This is a genomic window from Sphingobium sp. (genome assembly GCF_035511395.1).
Lineage (GTDB): Bacteria > Pseudomonadota > Alphaproteobacteria > Sphingomonadales > Sphingomonadaceae > Sphingobium.
Window position 1 is genome coordinate 1 of the sequence record NZ_DATKFP010000157.1, and the last position, 18,931, is coordinate 18,931.

Annotated in this window: 17 protein-coding genes and 1 pseudogene; 8 read left to right on the forward strand and 10 right to left on the reverse strand. The window is 67.1% G+C overall.

Translation table 11 applies throughout. The features are described 5' to 3' along the window. From VMR39_RS10425 to xseA, 3 genes and pseudogenes are all read right to left on the reverse strand, one after another. Positions 1-224: pseudogene (locus tag VMR39_RS10425) on the reverse strand (M23 family peptidase); the annotation flags it as partial. Beyond that, positions 221-433 (reverse strand): DUF2093 domain-containing protein, encoded by a 213-nt coding sequence (locus VMR39_RS10430; RefSeq protein WP_325415951.1) that lies wholly within the window; start codon positions 431-433, stop codon positions 221-223. The pseudogene VMR39_RS10425 and the gene VMR39_RS10430, both read right to left, overlap by 4 nt. 129 nt (positions 434-562) lie before the next feature. After that, entirely contained in the window at positions 563-2,071 is a 1,509-nt protein-coding gene (xseA, locus tag VMR39_RS10435) for an exodeoxyribonuclease VII large subunit (protein ID WP_325415952.1), read from the reverse strand. Between the two features lie 7 nt (positions 2,072-2,078). Here xseA and purD point away from each other — a divergent pair, with 7 nt between their 5' ends. Both purD and VMR39_RS10445 read left to right on the forward strand, forming a co-directional pair. Then, complete coding sequence (gene purD / locus VMR39_RS10440; RefSeq protein WP_325415904.1) at positions 2,079-3,356, forward strand: phosphoribosylamine--glycine ligase; 1,278 nt, start codon at positions 2,079-2,081, stop codon at positions 3,354-3,356. Positions 3,357-3,424: 68 nt separating this feature from the next. Next, positions 3,425-3,982: a hypothetical protein gene (locus tag VMR39_RS10445; RefSeq protein WP_325415905.1), complete on the forward strand. Its 558-nt coding sequence runs from the start codon at positions 3,425-3,427 to the stop codon at positions 3,980-3,982. Between the two features lie 4 nt (positions 3,983-3,986). Here VMR39_RS10445 and VMR39_RS10450 read toward each other — a convergent pair whose 3' ends face one another. Beyond that, positions 3,987-4,946: an acyltransferase gene (locus tag VMR39_RS10450; RefSeq protein WP_325415906.1), complete on the reverse strand. Its 960-nt coding sequence runs from the start codon at positions 4,944-4,946 to the stop codon at positions 3,987-3,989. A gap of 147 nt (positions 4,947-5,093) precedes the next feature. Here VMR39_RS10450 and VMR39_RS10455 point away from each other — a divergent pair, with 147 nt between their 5' ends. Next, the gene (locus VMR39_RS10455) at positions 5,094-5,801 is read left to right on the forward strand and encodes a GDSL-type esterase/lipase family protein (protein WP_325415907.1); all 708 of its coding nucleotides are present in this window, start codon (positions 5,094-5,096) and stop codon (positions 5,799-5,801) included. On the opposite strand, the gene VMR39_RS10460 is transcribed toward VMR39_RS10455, so the two are convergent. The 4 genes from VMR39_RS10460 to VMR39_RS10475 are packed head-to-tail and all read right to left on the reverse strand — an operon-like array spanning position 5,776 to position 9,935. Further along, positions 5,776-6,591 carry a 3'(2'),5'-bisphosphate nucleotidase CysQ gene (locus VMR39_RS10460; RefSeq protein WP_325415908.1) on the reverse strand — a complete coding sequence of 272 codons (816 nt, stop codon included), beginning with the start codon at positions 6,589-6,591 and terminating at the stop codon, positions 5,776-5,778. The genes VMR39_RS10455 and VMR39_RS10460 overlap by 26 nt on opposite strands. After that, positions 6,578-7,924, reverse strand: a complete 1,347-nt coding sequence (locus VMR39_RS10465; RefSeq protein ID WP_325415909.1) for a TldD/PmbA family protein — start codon at positions 7,922-7,924, stop codon at positions 6,578-6,580. Before VMR39_RS10465 ends, VMR39_RS10460 begins: the two co-directional genes overlap by 14 nt. A 45-nt stretch (positions 7,925-7,969) precedes the next feature. After that, positions 7,970-8,887, reverse strand: coding sequence for an NAD(+) diphosphatase (gene nudC, locus VMR39_RS10470; RefSeq protein WP_325415910.1), 918 nt, complete (start codon positions 8,885-8,887; stop codon positions 7,970-7,972). Next, a complete protein-coding gene (locus VMR39_RS10475; RefSeq protein ID WP_325415911.1) occupies positions 8,874-9,935 on the reverse strand; it encodes an A/G-specific adenine glycosylase in 1,062 nt (353 codons plus the stop codon). Before VMR39_RS10475 ends, nudC begins: the two co-directional genes overlap by 14 nt. Positions 9,936-9,961: 26 nt before the next feature. Between VMR39_RS10475 and VMR39_RS10480 the strand changes: the two genes are divergently transcribed. The 4 genes from VMR39_RS10480 (at position 9,962) to smc (ending at position 15,509) form a co-directional block, all read left to right on the forward strand. Continuing rightward, positions 9,962-10,504, forward strand: coding sequence for a DUF721 domain-containing protein (locus VMR39_RS10480; RefSeq protein ID WP_325415912.1), 543 nt, complete (start codon positions 9,962-9,964; stop codon positions 10,502-10,504). 42 nt (positions 10,505-10,546) lie between these two features. Beyond that, positions 10,547-11,215 carry a thioredoxin domain-containing protein gene (locus tag VMR39_RS10485; protein WP_325415913.1) on the forward strand — a complete coding sequence of 223 codons (669 nt, stop codon included), beginning with the start codon at positions 10,547-10,549 and terminating at the stop codon, positions 11,213-11,215. Positions 11,216-11,259: 44 nt separating this feature from the next. After that, positions 11,260-11,991, forward strand: coding sequence for a thioredoxin domain-containing protein (locus VMR39_RS10490; protein ID WP_325415914.1), 732 nt, complete (start codon positions 11,260-11,262; stop codon positions 11,989-11,991). A gap of 74 nt (positions 11,992-12,065) precedes the next feature. After that, the gene (smc, locus tag VMR39_RS10495) at positions 12,066-15,509 is read left to right on the forward strand and encodes a chromosome segregation protein SMC (RefSeq protein WP_325415915.1); all 3,444 of its coding nucleotides are present in this window, start codon (positions 12,066-12,068) and stop codon (positions 15,507-15,509) included. Positions 15,510-15,644: 135 nt separating this feature from the next. Here the strand turns inward: smc and VMR39_RS10500 are convergent, their stop codons facing one another. Both VMR39_RS10500 and ubiA read right to left on the reverse strand, forming a co-directional pair. Continuing rightward, positions 15,645-17,099, reverse strand: coding sequence for a phospholipase D-like domain-containing protein (locus VMR39_RS10500; RefSeq protein WP_325415916.1), 1,455 nt, complete (start codon positions 17,097-17,099; stop codon positions 15,645-15,647). Beyond that, a complete protein-coding gene (ubiA, locus tag VMR39_RS10505; RefSeq protein ID WP_325415917.1) occupies positions 17,096-18,004 on the reverse strand; it encodes a 4-hydroxybenzoate octaprenyltransferase in 909 nt (302 codons plus the stop codon). Before ubiA ends, VMR39_RS10500 begins: the two co-directional genes overlap by 4 nt. Before the next feature lie 84 nt (positions 18,005-18,088). On the opposite strand from ubiA, the gene VMR39_RS10510 reads away from it, so the two are divergent. After that, entirely contained in the window at positions 18,089-18,835 is a 747-nt protein-coding gene (locus VMR39_RS10510) for a 16S rRNA (uracil(1498)-N(3))-methyltransferase (RefSeq protein ID WP_325415918.1), read from the forward strand. Positions 18,836-18,931: the final 96 nt, after the last annotated feature.

An 18,931-nucleotide genomic window follows, 5' to 3' on the forward strand; every position in this document is an offset into this window, starting at 1 on the left:
GCGATCAGAAAACGGCCGTCCGCATCGACAGGGACAAGCTGGTCATCGAGATGCAGCGCGACCGTCCCCGCCGGCGCGGTCCCGGTAACGGCTCCGCCCTGAATCAGGGAACCATCCAGCCGCAGATCGACCGCCGCCGCAGCTTGCACGACAGGCCCCGCAACGCCACCGGACGGAAGAAGCATCAGGCCCGCCAGCAGCACGGTAGCAATGCCGTGCCTCATCCCGCGCGGGTGGCCTTCAGCTCCGCCTGCGCCGATGCTTCGGCGCTGGCATAGGGTTCCTGTCGCGCGATGCTCCAGTAACGCAAATCCTCCAGCGCGATCCTCTGACCGGTCATGGCGCACAGGACATGATCGCCGGCCTGCAACACGCGAAAGCTGTAGGGCATATAATGGAGACGGGCGACGCGGTCGCGGTTGGACATCAACATGGTCAATCGGCCTTCTTGAGCGTTTTCCAAGCAGGTGGAATCACCTGCTGACTCGGAAACCGCGGTAAACAAAGGCTCGGAGCAGTCGAGCCGATGCAATCGGATCGCAATCTGCTCTAAGCGCGGGCATCAGGAGAAAAGATCCTGCTGCTGCCCTTCCTCCGTCCCGCGTGGCTTGCGGATGGCACGGGGTGAAGTGGATATAGCGGCCGGAACCGGCTTCTCAAGCGGCTGGCCAAGTAACGGGGCCTCATCTCCGACCGTCGCATCCACCGTCCCGTCCTTGAAGTGCAGCGTCACCTGCCCTGCCGCCTGCGCCGCGGCGACCGATTGCACTAGCTGGCCGGCCGCCATCACCCGCGCATAGCCGCGCTGCAACGGCAGATCGGGATTGAGCGAGGCGAAATGGCGCGACACCCGGTCGAAGGCGGTGGCCCGGTCGGACAGCGCACGCGACAGATAGTCGGGCCGCAGCTTCAGCCGGTCGAGCCGCTCGCTGGCCCGCGTCACATGCTGGCGCAGCAGCGCGGGGCGCAGCGCGCCGCCCGCCTGCCCCAGATGCGCGCGCGCATCGGCGAGACGATGGCGCAACCCGCTGACGAGGCCGTCGGACAATTGGTCGAGCCGCTGCCGCTGCGGCGCGAGCAGCGTGTCGGGAGTCGGCATCAACCGCGCCTGCATCTCCAGTCGTTCGCGCGCCTGCATCGCACCCCGGCGCACCGCGCGCCCGGCACGCAGGCCCATTTCGCTCAAGCCCGCGAGCAGCTCCGCCCGCACCGGCACCGCCATTTCGGCGGCGGCGGTCGGCGTCGGCGCGCGGCGGTCGGCGGCATAGTCGCAGAGCGTCGTGTCCGTCTCATGCCCGACCGCCGAAATGATCGGGATGGTGCAGTCGGCGACGGCACGGACGACGATTTCCTCGTTGAAGCTCCACAAGTCCTCGATCGAGCCGCCGCCGCGCGCGACGATCACCAGATCGGGCCGGGACAGCGCGCCGCTGCCGTCCATTGCCGAAAAACCACGCACCGCGCGCGCCACCTGCTCAGCCGCGCCCTGCCCCTGCACCAGCACCGGCCAGAGCAGCACATTGGTCGGGCAGCGATCCTCCAGCCGGTGGAGAATATCGCGAATCACCGCGCCCGTGGGCGAGGTCACGACGCCGATGGTGCGCGGCAGGAAAGGCAGCGCCTTCTTGCGCTCCGGTGCGAACAGCCCTTCGCCCGCGAGCTTCGCCTTCAGCTTTTCCAGCAACGCCATCAGCGCGCCTTCGCCGGCCAGTTCCATCCGGTCGATCACGATCTGATATTTCGATCGCCCCGGATAGGTGGTCAGCTTGCCGGTAGCGATCACCTCCACACCATCCTGCGGCTGGAAGGCGAGGCGCTGCGCCCCACCCTTCCACATTACCCCGTCGATGACGGCATTGTCGTCTTTCAGCGCCAGATAGAGATGCCCCGACGCCGCCCGCTTGAAGCCCGAAATCTCGCCGCGCAACCGGACATGACCGAAGCGATCCTCCACCGTGCGCTTCAACAATCCCGACAATTCGCTGACCGAGAGCGGCGGCGCGTTGTCGCCCGTGCGTTCCTCGGCTAACAGGCGGCCCGAACTGTCATAGGCATCAAATTCCGGGGACATGGGCGACATGAACATCCTTCTGCTTGGCGGCGGCGGCCGCGAACATGCGCTGGCGTGGAAGCTGGCGCAATCGCCGGCCCTCAAGACGCTGTACGCGGCGCCCGGCAACCCCGGCATAGCGCAGCATGCCACACTGGTCGACCTCGATCCGACCGATCATCGCGCCGTGCTGGACTTCTGCATCCGCCATTCGATCGGCCTGGTCGTGATCGGGCCGGAAGCGCCGCTGGTCGACGGCCTCGCCGACAATCTGCGCACGATGGGCGTCGCCGTCTTCGGTCCCAACAAGAAGCCCGCCCAGCTGGAAGGCTCCAAGGGCTTCACCAAGGACCTGTGCAAGCGCGCCAATATCCCCACCGCCGCCTATATCCGCGTCACCAGCAAGGATGGCGCGATCGCCGCACTCGACGATTTCACCCTGCCGGTGGTGATCAAGGCCGATGGCCTCGCAGCAGGCAAGGGCGTGATCATCGCCGAAACCCGCGATGAGGCGTTGGAGGCACTCGATTCCATGTTCTCCGGCGCGTTCGGCGCGGCCGGCGAGGAAGTCGTCCTCGAAGAGTTCATGACCGGTGAGGAAGCGAGTTTCTTCGCCCTCACCGACGGCAGCGCGATCCTCCCCTTCGGCTCGGCGCAGGACCATAAGCGCGTCGGCGACGGCGATATCGGTCCCAATACCGGCGGCATGGGCGCCTACAGCCCGGCCCGCGTGCTGACGCCCGAACTGGAGGCGGAAGTGCTGGAAAAGATCATCCGGCCAACCGTAGACACGCTGGCGGCAGAGGGCATGTCCTATTCGGGCGTGCTTTATGCAGGCCTGATGCTGACCGCCGAAGGGCCGAAGCTGATCGAATATAATGCGCGCTTCGGCGATCCCGAATGCCAGGTGCTGATGACCCGCTTCGACGGCGATCTGGTGGAGCTGCTGCTCGCCGTGGCGCAGGGCAAGCTGGCCGAGCAGGGGCCGGTGACACTCGCCGATCGCACGGCGCTCACCATCGTCATGGCCGCCAAGGGCTACCCCGGCACGCCTGAAAAGGGCGGCGCGATCGTGGGGATAGAGGCGGCGGAGAAGGACGGCGCCAAGGTCTTCCACGCCGGCACCGCCGACAAGGATGGCGCGCTGGTCGCCAGTGGCGGGCGCGTGCTGAACGTCACCGCGACGGGTGACACGGTCAGCGCGGCGCAGGCGGCCGCCTATGCTGCCGTCGACGCGATCCATTTTCCCACCGGTTTCTGCCGCCGGGATATCGGCTGGCGGGAGGTCGCACGCGAAAAGGCGTGACGCCCTTGCCCCTCGGACGCTAGCGTCCTTAAATAAGGCGATACACGCAATCAGAGAGGTGATGCGCGATGCAGGAATTCTTCATGGACTATGGCCTGTGGCTGCTGGTGGGCCTGCTGGTCATCATCGGCCTGGTATTCCTGCTGTCGGGCAAGAAGACGTCCGGCATCGACGCGCCCGTCGAGCCGATCGCTCCCCCAGCCCCACCGCCGTTGGTCGATACCGTGCCGGATAGGCCGGTCGCCGCCCAACCGCCGGTCGCGCCGGCCGTGGCCGACCCGATCGCGCCATCGCCCGTGCCGGTCGCCGTCGCTACTGCCGCCCAGCCGGTCGTCGAGCCGACGCCCGCTCCAGCACCCGAACCCGCCCCTTTTGCGGCAGCCTCGGAGGTCGATGACCTGCTCAAGCTCAAGGGTGTAGGACCAAAGCTCAAGACCTTGCTGATCGAACTGGGCGTCACTCGCTATGCCCAGATCGCCGCCTGGTCCGATGCCGATATCGCCACGATCGACGCCAAGCTTGGCAATTTCAAGGGCCGCCCGGTTCGCGACCAGTGGGTCGACCAGGCCAGATATCTGGCCGCCGGCGACACCGCCGGCTTCGAAGCCAAATATGGCAAAATCTGATCGGTCAGGCCGCTTGCGGTAACGCATCGGGCAAAGGCCCTGCCGTGCGCCGTATCGGCGCACTGCCCAGCAGATGCGCCAGCGCCGGCATGCGTGCGCCGACTCGACCGGCCAGGAACAGGCCCGGCACCGACAGGGCCAGCATCAATTCTGCCTCTGCGCCGCCGGCGAGCAGCAGCGCCATCAGCAATGGGTGCCAGAGATAGAAGAAGAGGCTGTCCCGTCCGATCGCGTTGAGTGGCGCAATGCGCAGACGCAACGACGACAAGGCAGGCAGCAATGCGATCAACCCAAGGCACATGAGAAGACGCGCCGCCATCAGCGTCAACGGACTGACACCCCGCGCAAGTCCTGCCCACCAGACCATGCCCAGCCCGGCGACGAGCAGCGCCACCGCCAGATAGCGTCTGGACATGCCCCGTTCGGCCATCAACATGCCGAAGAAGAAATAGATCGGATAGCGAAGGAAGCGGCTGTCGATGGCCAGCGGGCCGCTGCCGATCGCGCCGTGATCCAGGCCGAAACTGGCCATGATCGCCAGGCTTACAGGAGTGCCGACGGCCAGCAGCACAATCGATGGCAGCGCGGTCAGGCGGGTCAGCATCACCAGGAAGAAGAGAACCGGAACATACCAGAGATGAAAGGGCGGTCGCAGCAGCAGGTCGATCGCCCCAGTCCAACCTGTCGGCCATGTTCCGCTGGCACAGAGGTAGACCAGCATCGCGACGCCCCAGGGAATCAGCATCCGGCGGCCGTATCGGCCGAAAAGCTGCCGCATCGATGCGCCGCGCAGGGCGGTGATGTTGAGCAGATAGCCAGAAATGCCGATCATCAACGGCATGCGGAACCCGGCCCCGATCCACAGGACCGGATGCTGGTGCTGCGTGATCTCCATGGCGTGACCGATCATGACGAGCAGGATCAGCACGCCCTTCAGCAGATCCACTGAAGGATTTTTGTCCACCCCCGAACTCCCTACCCCGCCGGGAAATTTACGACAATGGAACGAAGATCAGGTTAACATGGCTTGCGATGAAATAACGCTTTCCGTAACCTTTTGGCAAAGCAGGCCAAATATTTAGTGATCCAGAAGCCTTTTACGGAGAATGGATTGTCGAAGCTCGATACCCCGCTTGCCAAGATCGCCATTCCCCTGCTCGTGTTCGTGGCGATATTCGGCGGCTGGAGGGGAGTCCAATATTTTCAGCGGGCGACCGCGACTCTGCCGGATGCCCAGCCTTCCGACGGGGCCTGCACGCTTTGGTTCGTCGGCAGTTCGTCCATTCATCGCTGGACCAGCCTGGACCGGGACATGGCGCCGTGGAAGGTTCATAATCGCGGCATCAACAGCGCGACGCTGGCCGATATCATCCCGCGTTTCCGCAATATCCGGCCCGCAAGGGAAGGCCGGCCCCAGGCGATCATCCTTTATGTCGGGGAAAATGATATCGCCGGTGGCGTACCGGTGCGCACCGTCGTCCGCGAACTTGCCAGGCTGCTGGATCTGCGCACCCGTCTGCTAGGCGACGTGCCGGTATTGCTGCTGTCAGCCAAGCCCAGTCCCGGACGGGCCGCTTTCCTGCCCGACCAGCGCCTCTTCAACCTCGCGGCGCAGCGCCTCATTCCGCACGCGCCGAACGTTCATTATGTCGACATCACAACCCCGCTGCTCGTCAACGGCCGGATGGGCGATAATTATCAGCCGGACGGGGTGCATATGAACCCGCAGGGCTATCGCATCTGGGCAAAGGTGGTGCGGGCGCGGCTGAAGGACATCTTGCCTGCCGCAACCGTCAATCGCTGCGCGCCGGGAAGCTAGGGCCGAGAATGTCCCGTGCGCGCGGCGTCAGCCGCTCCAGCGCGGCAGCATGGATGCCCGGTGCCGAACAGAGCAGGCCGAAGGCCGTCGGCTGCGGCCGGTTGAAGAGGAGCGGATCGCCCAATGCGTCGGTGACGGATGCGCCCGCTTCGGTGCAGATCAATGCCGCCGCGGCGACATCCCATTCATTGCCCCAGCGCACCGTGGCGACAAGATCGGCTTCGTCGGCCGCGACCATCGCCATGCGCAGCGCGATGCTGTTGGGCTTTTCCACCACCGTCAGGTCGCGATCGACGCGCGGCAGTTGGTCGGCGGGCACGCGCGCGCCGGGCAGTTCCGTGCGCGATCCCGCGCGCAGGATGACGCCGTTGCGGGTCGCCCCCCGCCCCGCCTGCGCGATCCAGAATTCGTTGCGCGCGGGTGCGGCCAATATGCCCAGCCTGACCGCCCCATCCTCGACCAGCGCGACCGACACCGACCAGCCGGGCCGTCCACGCAGATAGTCGCGCGTGCCGTCGATCGGATCGACCACCCAGACGCGCGAGACACCCAGACGATGCACCGTGTCGGCCGTCTCTTCCGACAGCCAGCCCGCCTGCGGATCGATCTCCGCCAGCCGCTGGCGCAGCATGGCGTCGACGGCGAGGTCAGCCTCGCATACCGGATGGCCGGGCACCTTTTCCCACTGGCGCACGCGGGTGTCGCCATTGGCCCAGAGGGTCAGCGCATGATCGGCCGCATCCGCCACGGCGGACACGACCGCGCGTAAATGGGGATCAGCCTCCGGCAACGGTCATCCCGTCGATGCGCAGCGTCGGCACGTTCATGGCGTAGCGGAACTGGAGGTCGTTCGCAGGCACAAGCGACCGGAACATGTCCTTGAGGTTGCCGGCGATGGTGATTTCCGACACGGCATGGGCCACCGCGCCATTTTCGATCAGGAAGCCCGCCGCACCCCGGCTATAGTCGCCAGTGACGCCGTTGACGCCCATGCCGATCAGTTCGGTGACGTAGAGGCCGCGCTTGACATCCGCCATCAGGTCGCCGGGCGACACGCTGCCCGCTTCCATATGGACATTGGTGACGCTGGCGCCGGGTGCTCCCGCACCGCCGCGGCTGGCATGGCCGGTGGGTTCGAGGCCGAGCTGCCGCGCTGATGCGCTGTCCATCAACCATCCGGTCAGCACACCCTTGTCGATCAGCGCACGCCGTTCGACCGGCAAGCCTTCGCCATCGAAGGGCCGCGAGCGCAGGCCGCGCGGCAGCAACGGATCGTCGATGATGGTGACGCCGGAATCGAAGATCGCCTGGCCCAGCATGTCGAGCAGGAAGCTCGACCGACGGGCGATCGCCGGACCGACCATGCCGCCGATCAGATGGCCCATCATGCTGGAGCCGATGCGCGGATCGAAGATCACCGGCATGACGCCGCTTTCCACCTTTACCGGATTGAGCCGCGCCACCGCGCGCTGGCCGGCGCGGATGCCGATCGCCTCGGCATCGTCCAGATCTTCCAGATGGCGGACGCTGTGGCTGGCATGGTCGCGCTGCATGTCCGCGCCAGCGCCGGCGAGCACGCTGGCCCAGGTCGAATGGCTGGTCCCGGCATAGGCGCCGGCAAAGCCATGGCTGGTCGCGAGCGCGACCTGGCTGCGACCGCTCGCCGCGCCGCCACCTTCGCTGTTGGTGATGCCGGGCACGCCGCGCGCGGCTTCCTCGGCGATCAGCGCACGTTCGCGCAGGGCGGCTGGTTCCGGTTCCTCCTCGTCGGTGAGGTCGAGCGAGGGCGGACGCTTCCTGAGCAACCGATCTTCCGGCGCGAGGCCCGCATAGGGATCTTCCGGCGCTTCGCGCGCCATGGCGATGCAGCGTTCGACCAGAGTCTCCAGCGTCGCCGGATTCATGTCCGACGCGGAAATGCTGGCGGACCGCTGACCGACGAACACGCGCAGGCCGATATCTTCGCCCTCGGACCGCTCGACATCCTCCAGCGCGCCCAGGCGGACCGACACGTTGGTCGACGCGTTGCAGGCATAGATGGCGTCGGCCGCATCCGCGCCTGCCTGGCGCGCTGCGCTCACCAGATCCTGCGCGCGCGACTGGGCTTCTTCTAGGCTGAGCATGGAGCGGAGATAGTCCCTGAATATAAGAAAGGAAGGGGAATGGCCTTACGCGCTTGCGGCGGCAGGAACAACCGTTGCGAGCCAGCGGTCGAGCAGATGCCAGGCGACGGCCATGGGCGGCGGCGCGAGAAAGGGCGCGTCGGGATCGCCCGCCAGCGCCGCGCGGACACCATCGGCATCGCACCAGAAGGCGTCCTCTATCTCGGTCGGGTCGAGCGTCAGCGCATCATCCTGCGCCTGCGCGACGCAGGCAATCATGAGCGAGGAGGGAAAGGGCCAGGGCTGGCTCATGACATAGCGCACGTCATGGACGCGTACGCCCGCTTCCTCATACAGTTCGCGCGCCACGGCTTCCTCGATAGTCTCGCCCGGCTCGATGAAGCCGGCGAGCGCCGAATAGCGACCCAGCGGCCAGCTATGCTGACGGCCCAGCAATATCCGCCCCCGATGCTCGGCCAGCATGATCGCGACCGGATCGGTGCGCGGAAAATGTTCGGCGCCGCAATCGCTGCATTTGCGCGCCCAGCCCGCCTTGACCGGCTGCGTGCCGGCGCCGCAGACCGAGCAGAAACGGTGCCGCGCATGCCAGTGGACCAGACTGCGCGCGGTGCCGTAGAGCGCGACTTCCTCAACCGGGACGATATCGGCGATGGCGCGGCTGCGCGGCGTCGGCACCAGATTGGGACCAAGATCGGCGACCAGTCGGGCGAAGATCGGCCGTTCCTGCGTGTCGATGCCGAGCAGCACATGATTCTCGACCGGGGCGTCGGGCGCCAGCGGCTCCAGCACCAGATGCCCGTCCGCCTCGACCGGCTCCAGCCCGTCCAGCACCAGCAGTCGTGCCGCGGGATTGGCGAATGTCTCCACCAGCAGTAACGGGCTGGTGCGGATATGGTCGACCCGGTCGAGCGTGCCGCCGACGAAACCCGGCGGTGTTGCCTTGCGCATCTCAGTCCCGTGCATCCTTGTCCTTCCTAACTGCCTCGGCCGCGCGGGCGAACAGGGTCGGCACCCCCGCCTCGCCGATCCGCGCGATCGGCCACCATTCGCCCTCGCCTTCCGGCGCCACGTCCGCTCCCACATGGGTATGGTGCATCGTCAGCGCCAGCGCGAAATGGGTGAAGACATGGGCGACCGGCTCATCGACGGTCGTCCAGCCCGCGGCAACAGGTGGCGTGGCGTCGGGCGTAGCGCTCCAGTCCGAACTCGGCAGCGCGCGCATGCCGCCCAGCAATCCCTTGTCGGGACGGCGGATCAGCCAGACATGGCCATCCCGCTCGATCCACCAGCCATGGCCGAGGCGATGCGGCTTCGCCTTCTTCGCTGCCTTGACCGGGAAGGCGGCGGGATCGGCGGTCAGCACGGCGGCGCAATCCTGCCGCAAGGGGCAGATGCCGCAGGCCGGATTGCGCGACGTGCAGATGGTCGCGCCCAGATCCATCATCGCCTGGGCGAAGTCGCCGGCGCGCGCTTCGGGCGTGATTCGGTCGGCCATGGCGCGGATCTCTGTTCGGGCGGCCGGCAGCGGCGTTTCGATGGCGAAGAGCCGCGCCACCACCCGCTCGACATTGGCGTCGACCACCACCGCCCGCCGGCCGAAGGCGATCGCGGCGACGGCAGCGGCGGTATAGGCGCCCACCCCCGGCAGCGCGCGCAGCCCATCCTCGGTATCGGGGAAGCGCCCGTCATGATCGCGCACCACCGCCCGCGCGCAGGCAAGCAGGTTGCGGGCGCGGGCATAATAGCCCAGCCCCGCCCAGGCGGCCATCAGGTCGGCATCCTCGCTCGCCGCCAGATGTTGGACGCTCGGCCAGCGCACTGTGAATTTCGCGAAATAGGGACCGACTGCCGCCACGGTCGTCTGCTGCAACATGACTTCCGACAGCCAAACCCGATAGGGATCGGCCGCATTGGCGCCCGGCGGCGCGCGCCATGGCAGGCGGCGCGCATGGACGTCATAATGGGCCAGCAGATCGCTCGCGATTTTTCTGTCTCTAGCCTCGACGCGCATGGCGGCCCTATGCCATTAAGTGGGCCATGACGGAACGCCCGGTCCCCCCGAAATATAAGAGTCGCAAGGCCTCTGCCGAAGAACGGCCACGCATTGGCGCACCCCGCCAGATTTCCGACCTTATGCCGGACATCGGCCGTGCCGCCTTCCGCAAGTTCGGCTTCGTCCAGTCGAGCATCGTGACGCGCTGGGCTGAAATCGTCGGCCCGCATTATGCCGGTATTTCCGCGCCCGAATCGATCCGCTTCCCGGTGGGGCAGAAGGCCGGCGGCACGCTCCAGCTGACGGTGATGAGCGGCCATGCGCCGATGGTCCAGCATGTGCTGCCCGACATCATCGAACGGGTGAACCGCTTCTTCGGTTATGCCGCCGTCGCCAAGGTGGCGATGCGCCAGGGCGAGATATCGCCTGCTACCGCCGAACGCCGCCCGCCGCCTCGCAACCTGAAGCCGATTCCCGTCGAGTTGGGCGATTCGCTGCGCGACATTGGCGACCCGGAATTGCGCGCCGTGCTCGAATCGCTGGCGCAGGGGCTTGCCAACAGCAATGGCCTGCCGAAGATCAACTGATTAGGGTTCGGTTCAGCCGGCCCGCCTTATGGACACATCCCCATGAAGAAATCGCTCCTGACGCTTGCTTTGCTCGCCGTTCCCGCTGCCCTGGTCGCGGCGCCTGCCGTCAACTGGGTAAGTCGTGTGGTCCTGTCGCCGATCGGTGGCCATTATATGGGTAATCCGGCCGCATCGACCAAGCTGGTCGAATATGTGAGCTACACCTGTTCGCACTGCGCCCATTTCGTCGGCGAGGCGAGCGCCCCGCTCAAGACGCAATATGTCCAGGGCGGCAAGGTCAGCGTCGAGGTGCGCAACGCCGTGCGCGACAAATATGACCTGACCGCCGCGCTGCTCGCGCGCTGCGGCGGCCCGGCCCGCTTCATGGGCAATCATGAGGCGCTGTTCGCCAACCAGACCGCCTGGATGGACCAGCTCGAAACCTATGATCGCGACGCCACCAAGCCGACCGAGCAGATTCCCGCGATGAAGGATATCGGGCAGAAGACCGGCCTTTATGCGCTGATGAACAAGCGCGGCTTCTCCAACGCGCAGCTCGACGCCTGCATCGCCAATCCGCAGTCGATGAAGCAGATACTGGCGATGACTGACGAAGCGTGGAACAAGGTGAAGATCGGCGGCACGCCGGGCTTCGTGGTCAATGGCACGAAAGTCGACGGATCGACCTGGGCCATCCTTCAGGCCGCATTGCCCCCTGCCGCGCGCTGATCTAAACCGCTTCCATACAGAACATCATCGGAGCCTTGCCCGTCGTGAAAGCCTTTTCCGGTATTGCCCTCATCGCCCTCAGTCTGACCCTCGCCGCCTGCGGCAAGAATGAGGAAGGCGCCAAGCCGACCGGTGAGCCGATCGCCGCCGTTGCCGCGCCCGCCGGCACCAGCTGGTCGGAAACCATCGCCGAAACGCCCGAGGGCTATTTTGTGATGGGCAATCCCAATGCGAAGCTCAAGCTGGTGGAATATGGGTCTTACACCTGTAGCCACTGCAAGGACTTCTCCGCCGAGGCGTCGGAAGAAATCAGGAAGATCGTCGACACCGGCAAGATGAGCTTCGAATTCCGCACCTTCCTGCGCGATCCGATCGACCTGACCACCGCCCTGCTCGCGCGCTGCGGCGGCAAGGATGTCTACTATCCGCTGTCGGAACAGTTTTTCGCCAACCAATCGGCGATGTTCGAGAAGGTGCAGGGCCAGGATGCCGCTTTCAAGACTGTCGAGCAGCTTCCGCCAGCCCAGCGCCCGGCCGCAATCGCGCAGGTCGCCGGCCTGATCGAATATGCCCAGCAGCGCGGCGTTTCGGCAGATCAGGCCAAGCAGTGCCTGGCCGATACGAAAACGGCGGAAAAGCTGGCCAAGGGCGTCGAGGCGGCGACCAGCCAGTATCAGATTCAGGGTACGCCCAGCTTCCTGATCAACGGCGTGCTGGTCGACAATGTCGCCAACTGGGCCGCACTCCAGCCCAAGCTCAAGGACGCAGGGATCTGATTGGCGCGCGGTGGGCGGATAGAAGCGCTTACGCATAGGGGAGCCGGGGCGGACTGCCGTCCCGGCCTGTTCCCGTGCTGATAAAGCGGCTCAAGCTCTCCGGCTTCAAGAGCTTCGTCGATGCGACGGAGCTGCGGATCGAGCCGGGTCTTACCGGCATCGTTGGTCCCAATGGCTGCGGCAAGTCCAACCTGCTGGAAGCCATTCGCTGGGTGATGGGCGAATCCAGTGCCAAGTCCATGCGCGGCGGCGGCATGGAGGATGTGATCTTCGCCGGTACCGCCACGCGCCCGCAGCGCGATTTCGCCGAAGTGTCGCTGCTCACCGTCCAGGAACAGGGCGAACTGTTCAGCGCAGTCGATGTCGGCGCCGACGGCGAGCTGGAAGTCACGCGCCGGATCGAGCGCGGCGCGGGCAGCGCCTATCGCGCCAATGGCCGGGACGTGCGCGCCAAGGATGTCGCGCTGATCTTCGCCGATGCCGCCACCGGTCCGCACAGCCCTGCCCTCGTCAGTCAGGGTCGCATCGCCGCCGTCATCGCCGCGCGCCCGCAGGAGCGGCGCGCCATGCTGGAAGAAGCGGCAGGGATCGCCGGCCTCCATGTCCGGCGCAAGGATGCCGAGCAGAAGCTGCGCGCGGCCGAAACCAATCTTGCCCGGCTGGACGAGATATTGGCGGACATGGACGTGCGCGCCAATGCGCTGCGACGGCAGGCCAAGGCGGCGGAACGCTATATCCGCCTGTCCGAACAAATTCGCATTGCCGAGGGCCGCACCCTCTTCGCCCGCTGGCGCGAGGCCAATGCCAGCGCCGAAGCGGCGCGTACCGAGGCGAAGCAGGCCGATGCCGCCGTCTCCGCCGCGCAGGAGGGACAGCTTGCTGCCGCCGCCCATGCCCAGGCGGCGGTCGCGACGTTGGCCGACAGGCGCGCCGCCGCGCAGGCCGCCCGCGACGCCGCCAATGAAGCGGGCCATCGCCTCGCCGCCCTGCGCACCGAGCGGGAGTCGGTCGTTCGCCGCCTTGCCGACCTCAGCCAGCAGGCCGGACGGCTGGAGGAGGATCGCGCGCGCGAGGGCACGCTCGCCAATGACGCGGCGGACGCGATCGCGCGCCTGACGGCGGAGACGGGCACGCTCAAGGCGCGGATCGCCGAGACGGAAAAGCTGCGTCCCGATTTCGCCGCGCGCATTGCCGCCGCCGAAGATGGCGCGCGCGATGCCGAACTGGATCTGGCCAAGGCAATGGCCAAGCAGGCGGCGGAGCAGGCCGAACTGCGCGTTGCCGAAGCCGCGCTGACCGCCGCCCGCAATCATCTCGATCGGGCCGAGCGGGATGTTGCGCGGCTCGACGCCGAAGCCGCCGCTCTGCCCGACGCCGCACCGCTGGAGGGGCAGCGCGCATCCGTCCTGGCCGATCAGGAGAAGGCGAAGGCGGACCGCGATGCCGCCGAGGCCGCGATCCAGGCCGCCGACACCGATCGCCAGTCCGCGGCCGAGGCCCGCGCTACGGGCGAGGCCGCCCTTGCCGCCGCCCGCGCCGCGCTCGCCGCGCTCGACAGCGAAGCCGCCGCGCTCAAGCGCGCGGTGGACATCGGCACCGGGGACAAGGCGCGCGCGCTCGACCGGCTGAAGGCTGCACCCGGCTATGAACGCGCGCTCGCGGCAGCGCTGGGCGACGATCTGGAAGCGCCGATCGGGACCGAGGGCAAGCGTGGCTGGGCGGGGGCAGAGGCTTTGCCGGCCGATCCGGCCTTGCCCGCCGGGACGACCGCGCTCACCGGCCATGTCACCGCTCCGCCCGAACTGGCCCGCCGTCTCGCGCAGATCGGCGTGGCGGAGCATGACGAGGGCCAGCCGCTCGCCGTGGGCCAGCGGCTCGTCACCTTCGACGGCCAGTTGCGCCGCTGGGACGGATATGTCGCGGTCGAAGGCGGCGCCGCGGCGGCCGAACGGCTGATCCGCCTCAACCGGCTGGAGGCGATCGCCGCCGCGCGCCCCGCCGCGCAGGCCGAGGTCGAGACCGCCGCCACCACGCAGGATGCGGCCAAGGTGCGCGAACAGGCAGCCGCGCAGGCGCTGACGGCCGGTCGCACCGCCCTGTCGCAGGCCGACCAGCGGCTGCGCACCGCGCTCCGCGCCGCCGACGAGGCGACCACCGCGCTCGAACGGCTGGCGGGCCGGCGCGAGGCGATCGAAGAGCGGCTGACCGCCGCCCGGCAGGATCGCGACAGCGCGCAGGCCGAACATCGAAACGCGGAGACCGCCCGCACCGCCGTACCCGATGGCGCGGAAACGCGCGCGCAGGTGGCGACGCTCGTCCAGGCGAGCGAGAAGGCGCGCACCGCCGTCAGCCAGCTTCAGGCCGATCAGGCGATGGCCGATCGGGCACTGGCCAGCGACCGCGAGCGGCAGGGCGCCGCCGATGCCGAAATCAAGGGCTGGCGCAACCGCGCGGGCGAGGCTGCCAAGCGGATCGCCGCCATGGTCGCGCGCGGCGAGGACATTACGGCCGAGCGCACGGCGATCGAGGCGCAGCCCGACAGCCTCGCCAGGGCCATTGCCGACCTCAGCGACCGGGGCACCGCGCTGACCGACGCCGCTGATCAGACGCGCCGGGCCGAGCAGGAAGCGGAAGCTGCGCTGCGCACCGCCGAATCCCGCTCCGCACAGGCCGGCGAGACGCTCGCCGCCGCCCGCGAATCCCGCGCCACCGCCGTCGCCCGCGCCGAAGCCGCCGACGAACGCCGGGTCGAGACCAATCGCCTGTCGGGCGAGCGCTTCGAATGTCCGCCCCCGGTGCTTCCGGAAAAGCTCGGCTTTTCCAGCGCCGACATGCGCATCGCCCAGACCGAGCAAGCCGAGCATGACCGTTTCGTCGCCGATCGCGAGCGGATCGGCCCCGTCAACCTCGTCGCCGCGCAGGAACTGGAGGAACTGGAAACGACCCAGGCGACCAGCCGCGCCGAAAGCGCGGAACTGACGCAGGCGATCAACCAGCTGCGCGGCTCGATCGGCAGTCTCAACCGCGAAGGCCGCCAGCGCCTGCTCGCCGCGTTCGAGGCGGTGGACGGCCATTTCCGGCGCCTCTTCACCACCCTGTTCAATGGCGGCCAGGCGCATCTGGAACTGATCGACAGCGACGATCCGCTGGAGGCGGGGCTGGAAATCATGGCCCAGCCGCCGGGCAAGAAGCTGGCCGCGCTCACCCTGCTGTCGGGCGGCGAGCAGGCGCTGACCGCCGTCGCGCTGATCTTCGGGCTTTTCCTGACCAATCCCGCGCCGATCTGCGTACTGGACGAAGTCGACGCGCCGCTCGACGACGCCAATGTCGAGCGTTTCTGCGACCTGCTCGACGCCATGGTGGCGCAGACCAACACCCGTTATCTGATCGTCACCCATAATGCCGTCAGCATGGCGCGCATGCACCGGCTGTTCGGCGTCACCATGGTCGAGCGCGGCGTCAGCCGCCTCGTATCGGTCAACCTGCATGGCGCAGAGGCGCTGCTGGCGGCGGAATAGGGTTTCCGGCGCTTAACTTCGCACATTTCCCGCACATTGAGACAGGATGTTACGCGCGGGAGATCCTATCGGAAAGTCCGGCTTTCATCATAAGGCCGGCATCATAAGGCCGGGCGCACCGATAGGACAGCAATATCAGCCCCGCCCGAACCAGCCCTTCATTCGGCGGAACAGACCGCGCTCGCTGACAGGTTCGAACATTTCCTCCGGACCTTCGGGGTCCAGCACCTCATGGTCGGCGATCCATTGCTGCACATCGTTCAGATCCGGCGTGACATAGGCGCGCAGGGTGCGCCCCGGCTTCTGCCGCAACTCCTCGATCGCTACGATCAGGCCGCGTTCGGCGATCACCGCCGATACCCGCTCGGCCGGCAGGTCGAGATGTTCGGCGATCAGGTCGTCGCGGATCTTGAGGATCATTTCCTGCCGCCCGTCATTGCCGGGCAGCGCCGTGTCGATGCAGACATCGCATTCGGTGTCGAGCCGCATCGAGCGGTTGTTCATGTTGGAGGAGCCGACCCGGATCAGCCGATCGTCCACGATCAATATCTTGGCGTGGACATAGATAGGCACGCCGCGATTGGTGAAGGGATGGTAGATGCGGAAGCGGCCATGGGTGTCGCGCGCCTTCAACGCCTCGAACAGGCGGGCGCGGGCGGTGTCCATGGCCTGCTGCTCCAACCAGCCATCGGCCTGCTCGGGATTGACGATGACGATTTCCGGGCCGTCCGCTTCGCCCAGCCGCTTCGCAATCGCCTCAGCGATGCGGCGGGAGGCGAAATACTGGCTTTCGGCATAGATGCGATGCCTGGCCGCCGCGATCTGGTGCAGGTAGAGCTGCTCGATCTCGGTCAGTTCGTCCTGATCGTCCATCTTGGGCGCGGTGCGGGCGATAGCGACATCGACGCCCTCGAACTGTACCGGCAGCCTTTCGGGCCAGCAATCGGTGATGCCTTCGATCGGATCCAGCGGATCGCCGCCGGCACCGACCCAGCGATTGCGGGCATGGTCGCCCAGCGCCGCCGCGATCGGCCCGGACAGCGCCGTCGTGGCATCATGCCAAGGACCATAGGGCGATCCGTCGGGATGATGCCGTCCCGGCTCCTCGTCGCGATGGTGCCGCGTATCCCAGCGGTCGCCGGTCATGTCGATACCGCCGCAGAAGGCGAAGCAGTCGTCGATCACCACGATCTTCTGATGGTGCGAGGCGGCAGGCGGATGATGGCCGTCCAGCTTCACAGTGATGCGCGGATGCGCCATCCAGCGCAGCGTCGTGACGAGGTGCGACGGCCGCGCCATCGACTTCATCGCGCCGACGTCCCAGCGCAGCAGGAAGATTTCCAGTTCCGGCGTCTGCTCCACCAGCCAGGTGATGAAATCGCCGATGACGACCGGCGCGCCGTCCTTCGCCTCATCCTCGCGGATCAGGCTGATCGCCGGGTCGAAATCCCAGCCGATGAGCATGATGCGGCGCTTCGCCTTCATCATCGCGGCGCGGGCCTGACGGAAATAGGCGTCGGCATCGATGATGACGCTGGCCTTCTCGGCGCGCGCGATGCGCCAGCAATCTTCGCCCGGTTGCGGTGTCATATCGAAGCACTCCCCACGACAAGGCAGCCAAGGAACATCAGGAAACCCGAAAAACGGTTGGACCGGAATTTATGCAGTGGATCGACTCCATCTTCTTTCAAGGTGCCCACCTGCCACAGCAGATGCACCGCCATCGGCAACAGGGCGGCAAGCGCCAACGCCTGCGGCCTGACCTGCCAGATCGCACACGCCCACATGCCGAGCGCCAGCAGGTAGCAGAACGTCACCCCACCCCGCACATGCCGCCCCATCGACAGCGCGCTCGAACCGATGCCGATCAGCGCGTCGTCCTCCCGATCCTGAAGCGCATAGATGGTATCATAGCCCACCACCCAGAAGATGGTGCCGGCATAAAGGAGCAGGCCCGGCAGGGTCAGGGCACCGGCGACCTCGCTCCACCCCACTAGCGCCGCCCAGGAAAAGACGAGGCCGAGCCAGACCTGCGGCCAGCCGGTGATACGCTTCATGAAGGGATAGGCGGCGACCAGCGCCAGGCTGCCCAGCGCCACGACCTGCGCGTACAGATTAAGCTGGAGCAGCACGACCAGGCCGACGAGGCACAGGGCCAGCAGCCAGCCCCAGGCGATCTTCACCGACATCGCCCCGCTCGCCAACGGCCGGGCGGCGGTGCGCGCCACTTTCCGGTCGATATCGCGGTCGACGATATCGTTGAACACGCATCCCGCGCCGCGCATCGCGATGCTGCCCAGCAGCAGCCAGGCGATCAGCGGCCAGCGCGCGAATCCGCCACCGGCCAGAGCGACCGCCCACGCCCCCGGCCAGAACAGCAGCCACCAGCCGATCGGCCGGTCGAATCGCGCCAGTTGCGCCAGGGTGCGGGGCGTGTCCGGCAGCCGCGCGAGCAGGCCGCGCGCTTCGCTGTCGGGGACGATTGTCTGATTCACTGCGACTCCGTTCGCCCTCCCGCTTGTCGAAGGGCCATGCTTCTCTTTAGGGAAGAACGAGTAACCGGCAAGACACGAGACGAAATGACCGCAACCCCCGCCTGGCCACCGCAGAGCGCCCCGCGCCTGCATGTCGAAACCCAGCTGGGGGAAGGCGTGGCCGTGCCGGTCGACGGCAATCCGGCCCATTATCTGATCAGCGTCATGCGGGTGAAGCCGGACGATATCGTCCTGCTGTTCGACGGCCGGTCGGGCGAATGGGCCGCGCGCGCCCGCGATATCCGCAAGCGCGATCTGGTGCTGGAGTGTATCAGCCAGACAAAGCCGCCCGAACATGTGCCCGATTTCTGGCTTTGTTGCGCGCCGATCAAGAAGGGGCGGATAGACCTGATCGCGGAAAAGGCGTGCGAACTGGGCGTCGCACGGCTCCAGCCGGTGCTCACCCGCCGCGCCGTGGTGGACAAGCTCAATCTCGACCGGCTTCACGCCCATCTGGTCGAGGCGGCCGAACAATGCGGCCGCACCGCGCTGCCCGAACTGGGCGAGATGACGAAGCTGGACGCGCTGCTGAAAGGCTGGCCTGCCGATCGGCACCTCTTCTTCGCCGACGAGACGGGCGGCGCGCCGCTGGATGCGACATTGCGTACCCACACCGGCCCGGCCGCCTTCCTGGTCGGACCGGAGGGTGGTTTCGATCCCGCCGAGCGCGAGGCGATCCGCACCACGCCGGGCGCGGTCCCGGTATCGCTCGGCCCGCGCATCCTGCGCGCGGAAACGGCCGCCATCGCCGCCACGTCGGTCTGGATGACGATCAATGGCGACTGGTCATGAAGCATTGCGCGAAAAGCCTGTCCCGCGCCTTGTCGAGGGATGGAAACCGGTTTTCGCATCGGCGGTGCGGCAACCAGTAAAGTTTCATTCCGCTAT

Bases quoted from the DNA above. Each gene is read 5' to 3' on its own strand.
- VMR39_RS10485 (WP_325415913.1), top strand. From the start codon at position 10,547: ATGAAGAAATCGCTCCTGACGCTTGCTTTGCTCGCCGTTCCCGCTGCC.
- nudC (WP_325415910.1), bottom strand. From the start codon at position 8,887: ATGCACGGGACTGAGATGCGCAAGGCAACACCGCCGGGTTTCGTCGGC.
- VMR39_RS10500 (WP_325415916.1), bottom strand. From the start codon at position 17,099: ATGACACCGCAACCGGGCGAAGATTGCTGGCGCATCGCGCGCGCCGAG.
- VMR39_RS10445 (WP_325415905.1), top strand. From the start codon at position 3,425: ATGCAGGAATTCTTCATGGACTATGGCCTGTGGCTGCTGGTGGGCCTG.
- purD (WP_325415904.1), top strand. From the start codon at position 2,079: ATGAACATCCTTCTGCTTGGCGGCGGCGGCCGCGAACATGCGCTGGCG.
- VMR39_RS10510 (WP_325415918.1), top strand. From the start codon at position 18,089: ATGACCGCAACCCCCGCCTGGCCACCGCAGAGCGCCCCGCGCCTGCAT.
- VMR39_RS10475 (WP_325415911.1), bottom strand. From the start codon at position 9,935: ATGCGCGTCGAGGCTAGAGACAGAAAAATCGCGAGCGATCTGCTGGCC.
- VMR39_RS10480 (WP_325415912.1), top strand. From the start codon at position 9,962: ATGACGGAACGCCCGGTCCCCCCGAAATATAAGAGTCGCAAGGCCTCT.
- xseA (WP_325415952.1), bottom strand. From the start codon at position 2,071: ATGTCCCCGGAATTTGATGCCTATGACAGTTCGGGCCGCCTGTTAGCC.
- VMR39_RS10465 (WP_325415909.1), bottom strand. From the start codon at position 7,924: ATGCTCAGCCTAGAAGAAGCCCAGTCGCGCGCGCAGGATCTGGTGAGC.
- VMR39_RS10430 (WP_325415951.1), bottom strand. From the start codon at position 433: ATGTTGATGTCCAACCGCGACCGCGTCGCCCGTCTCCATTATATGCCC.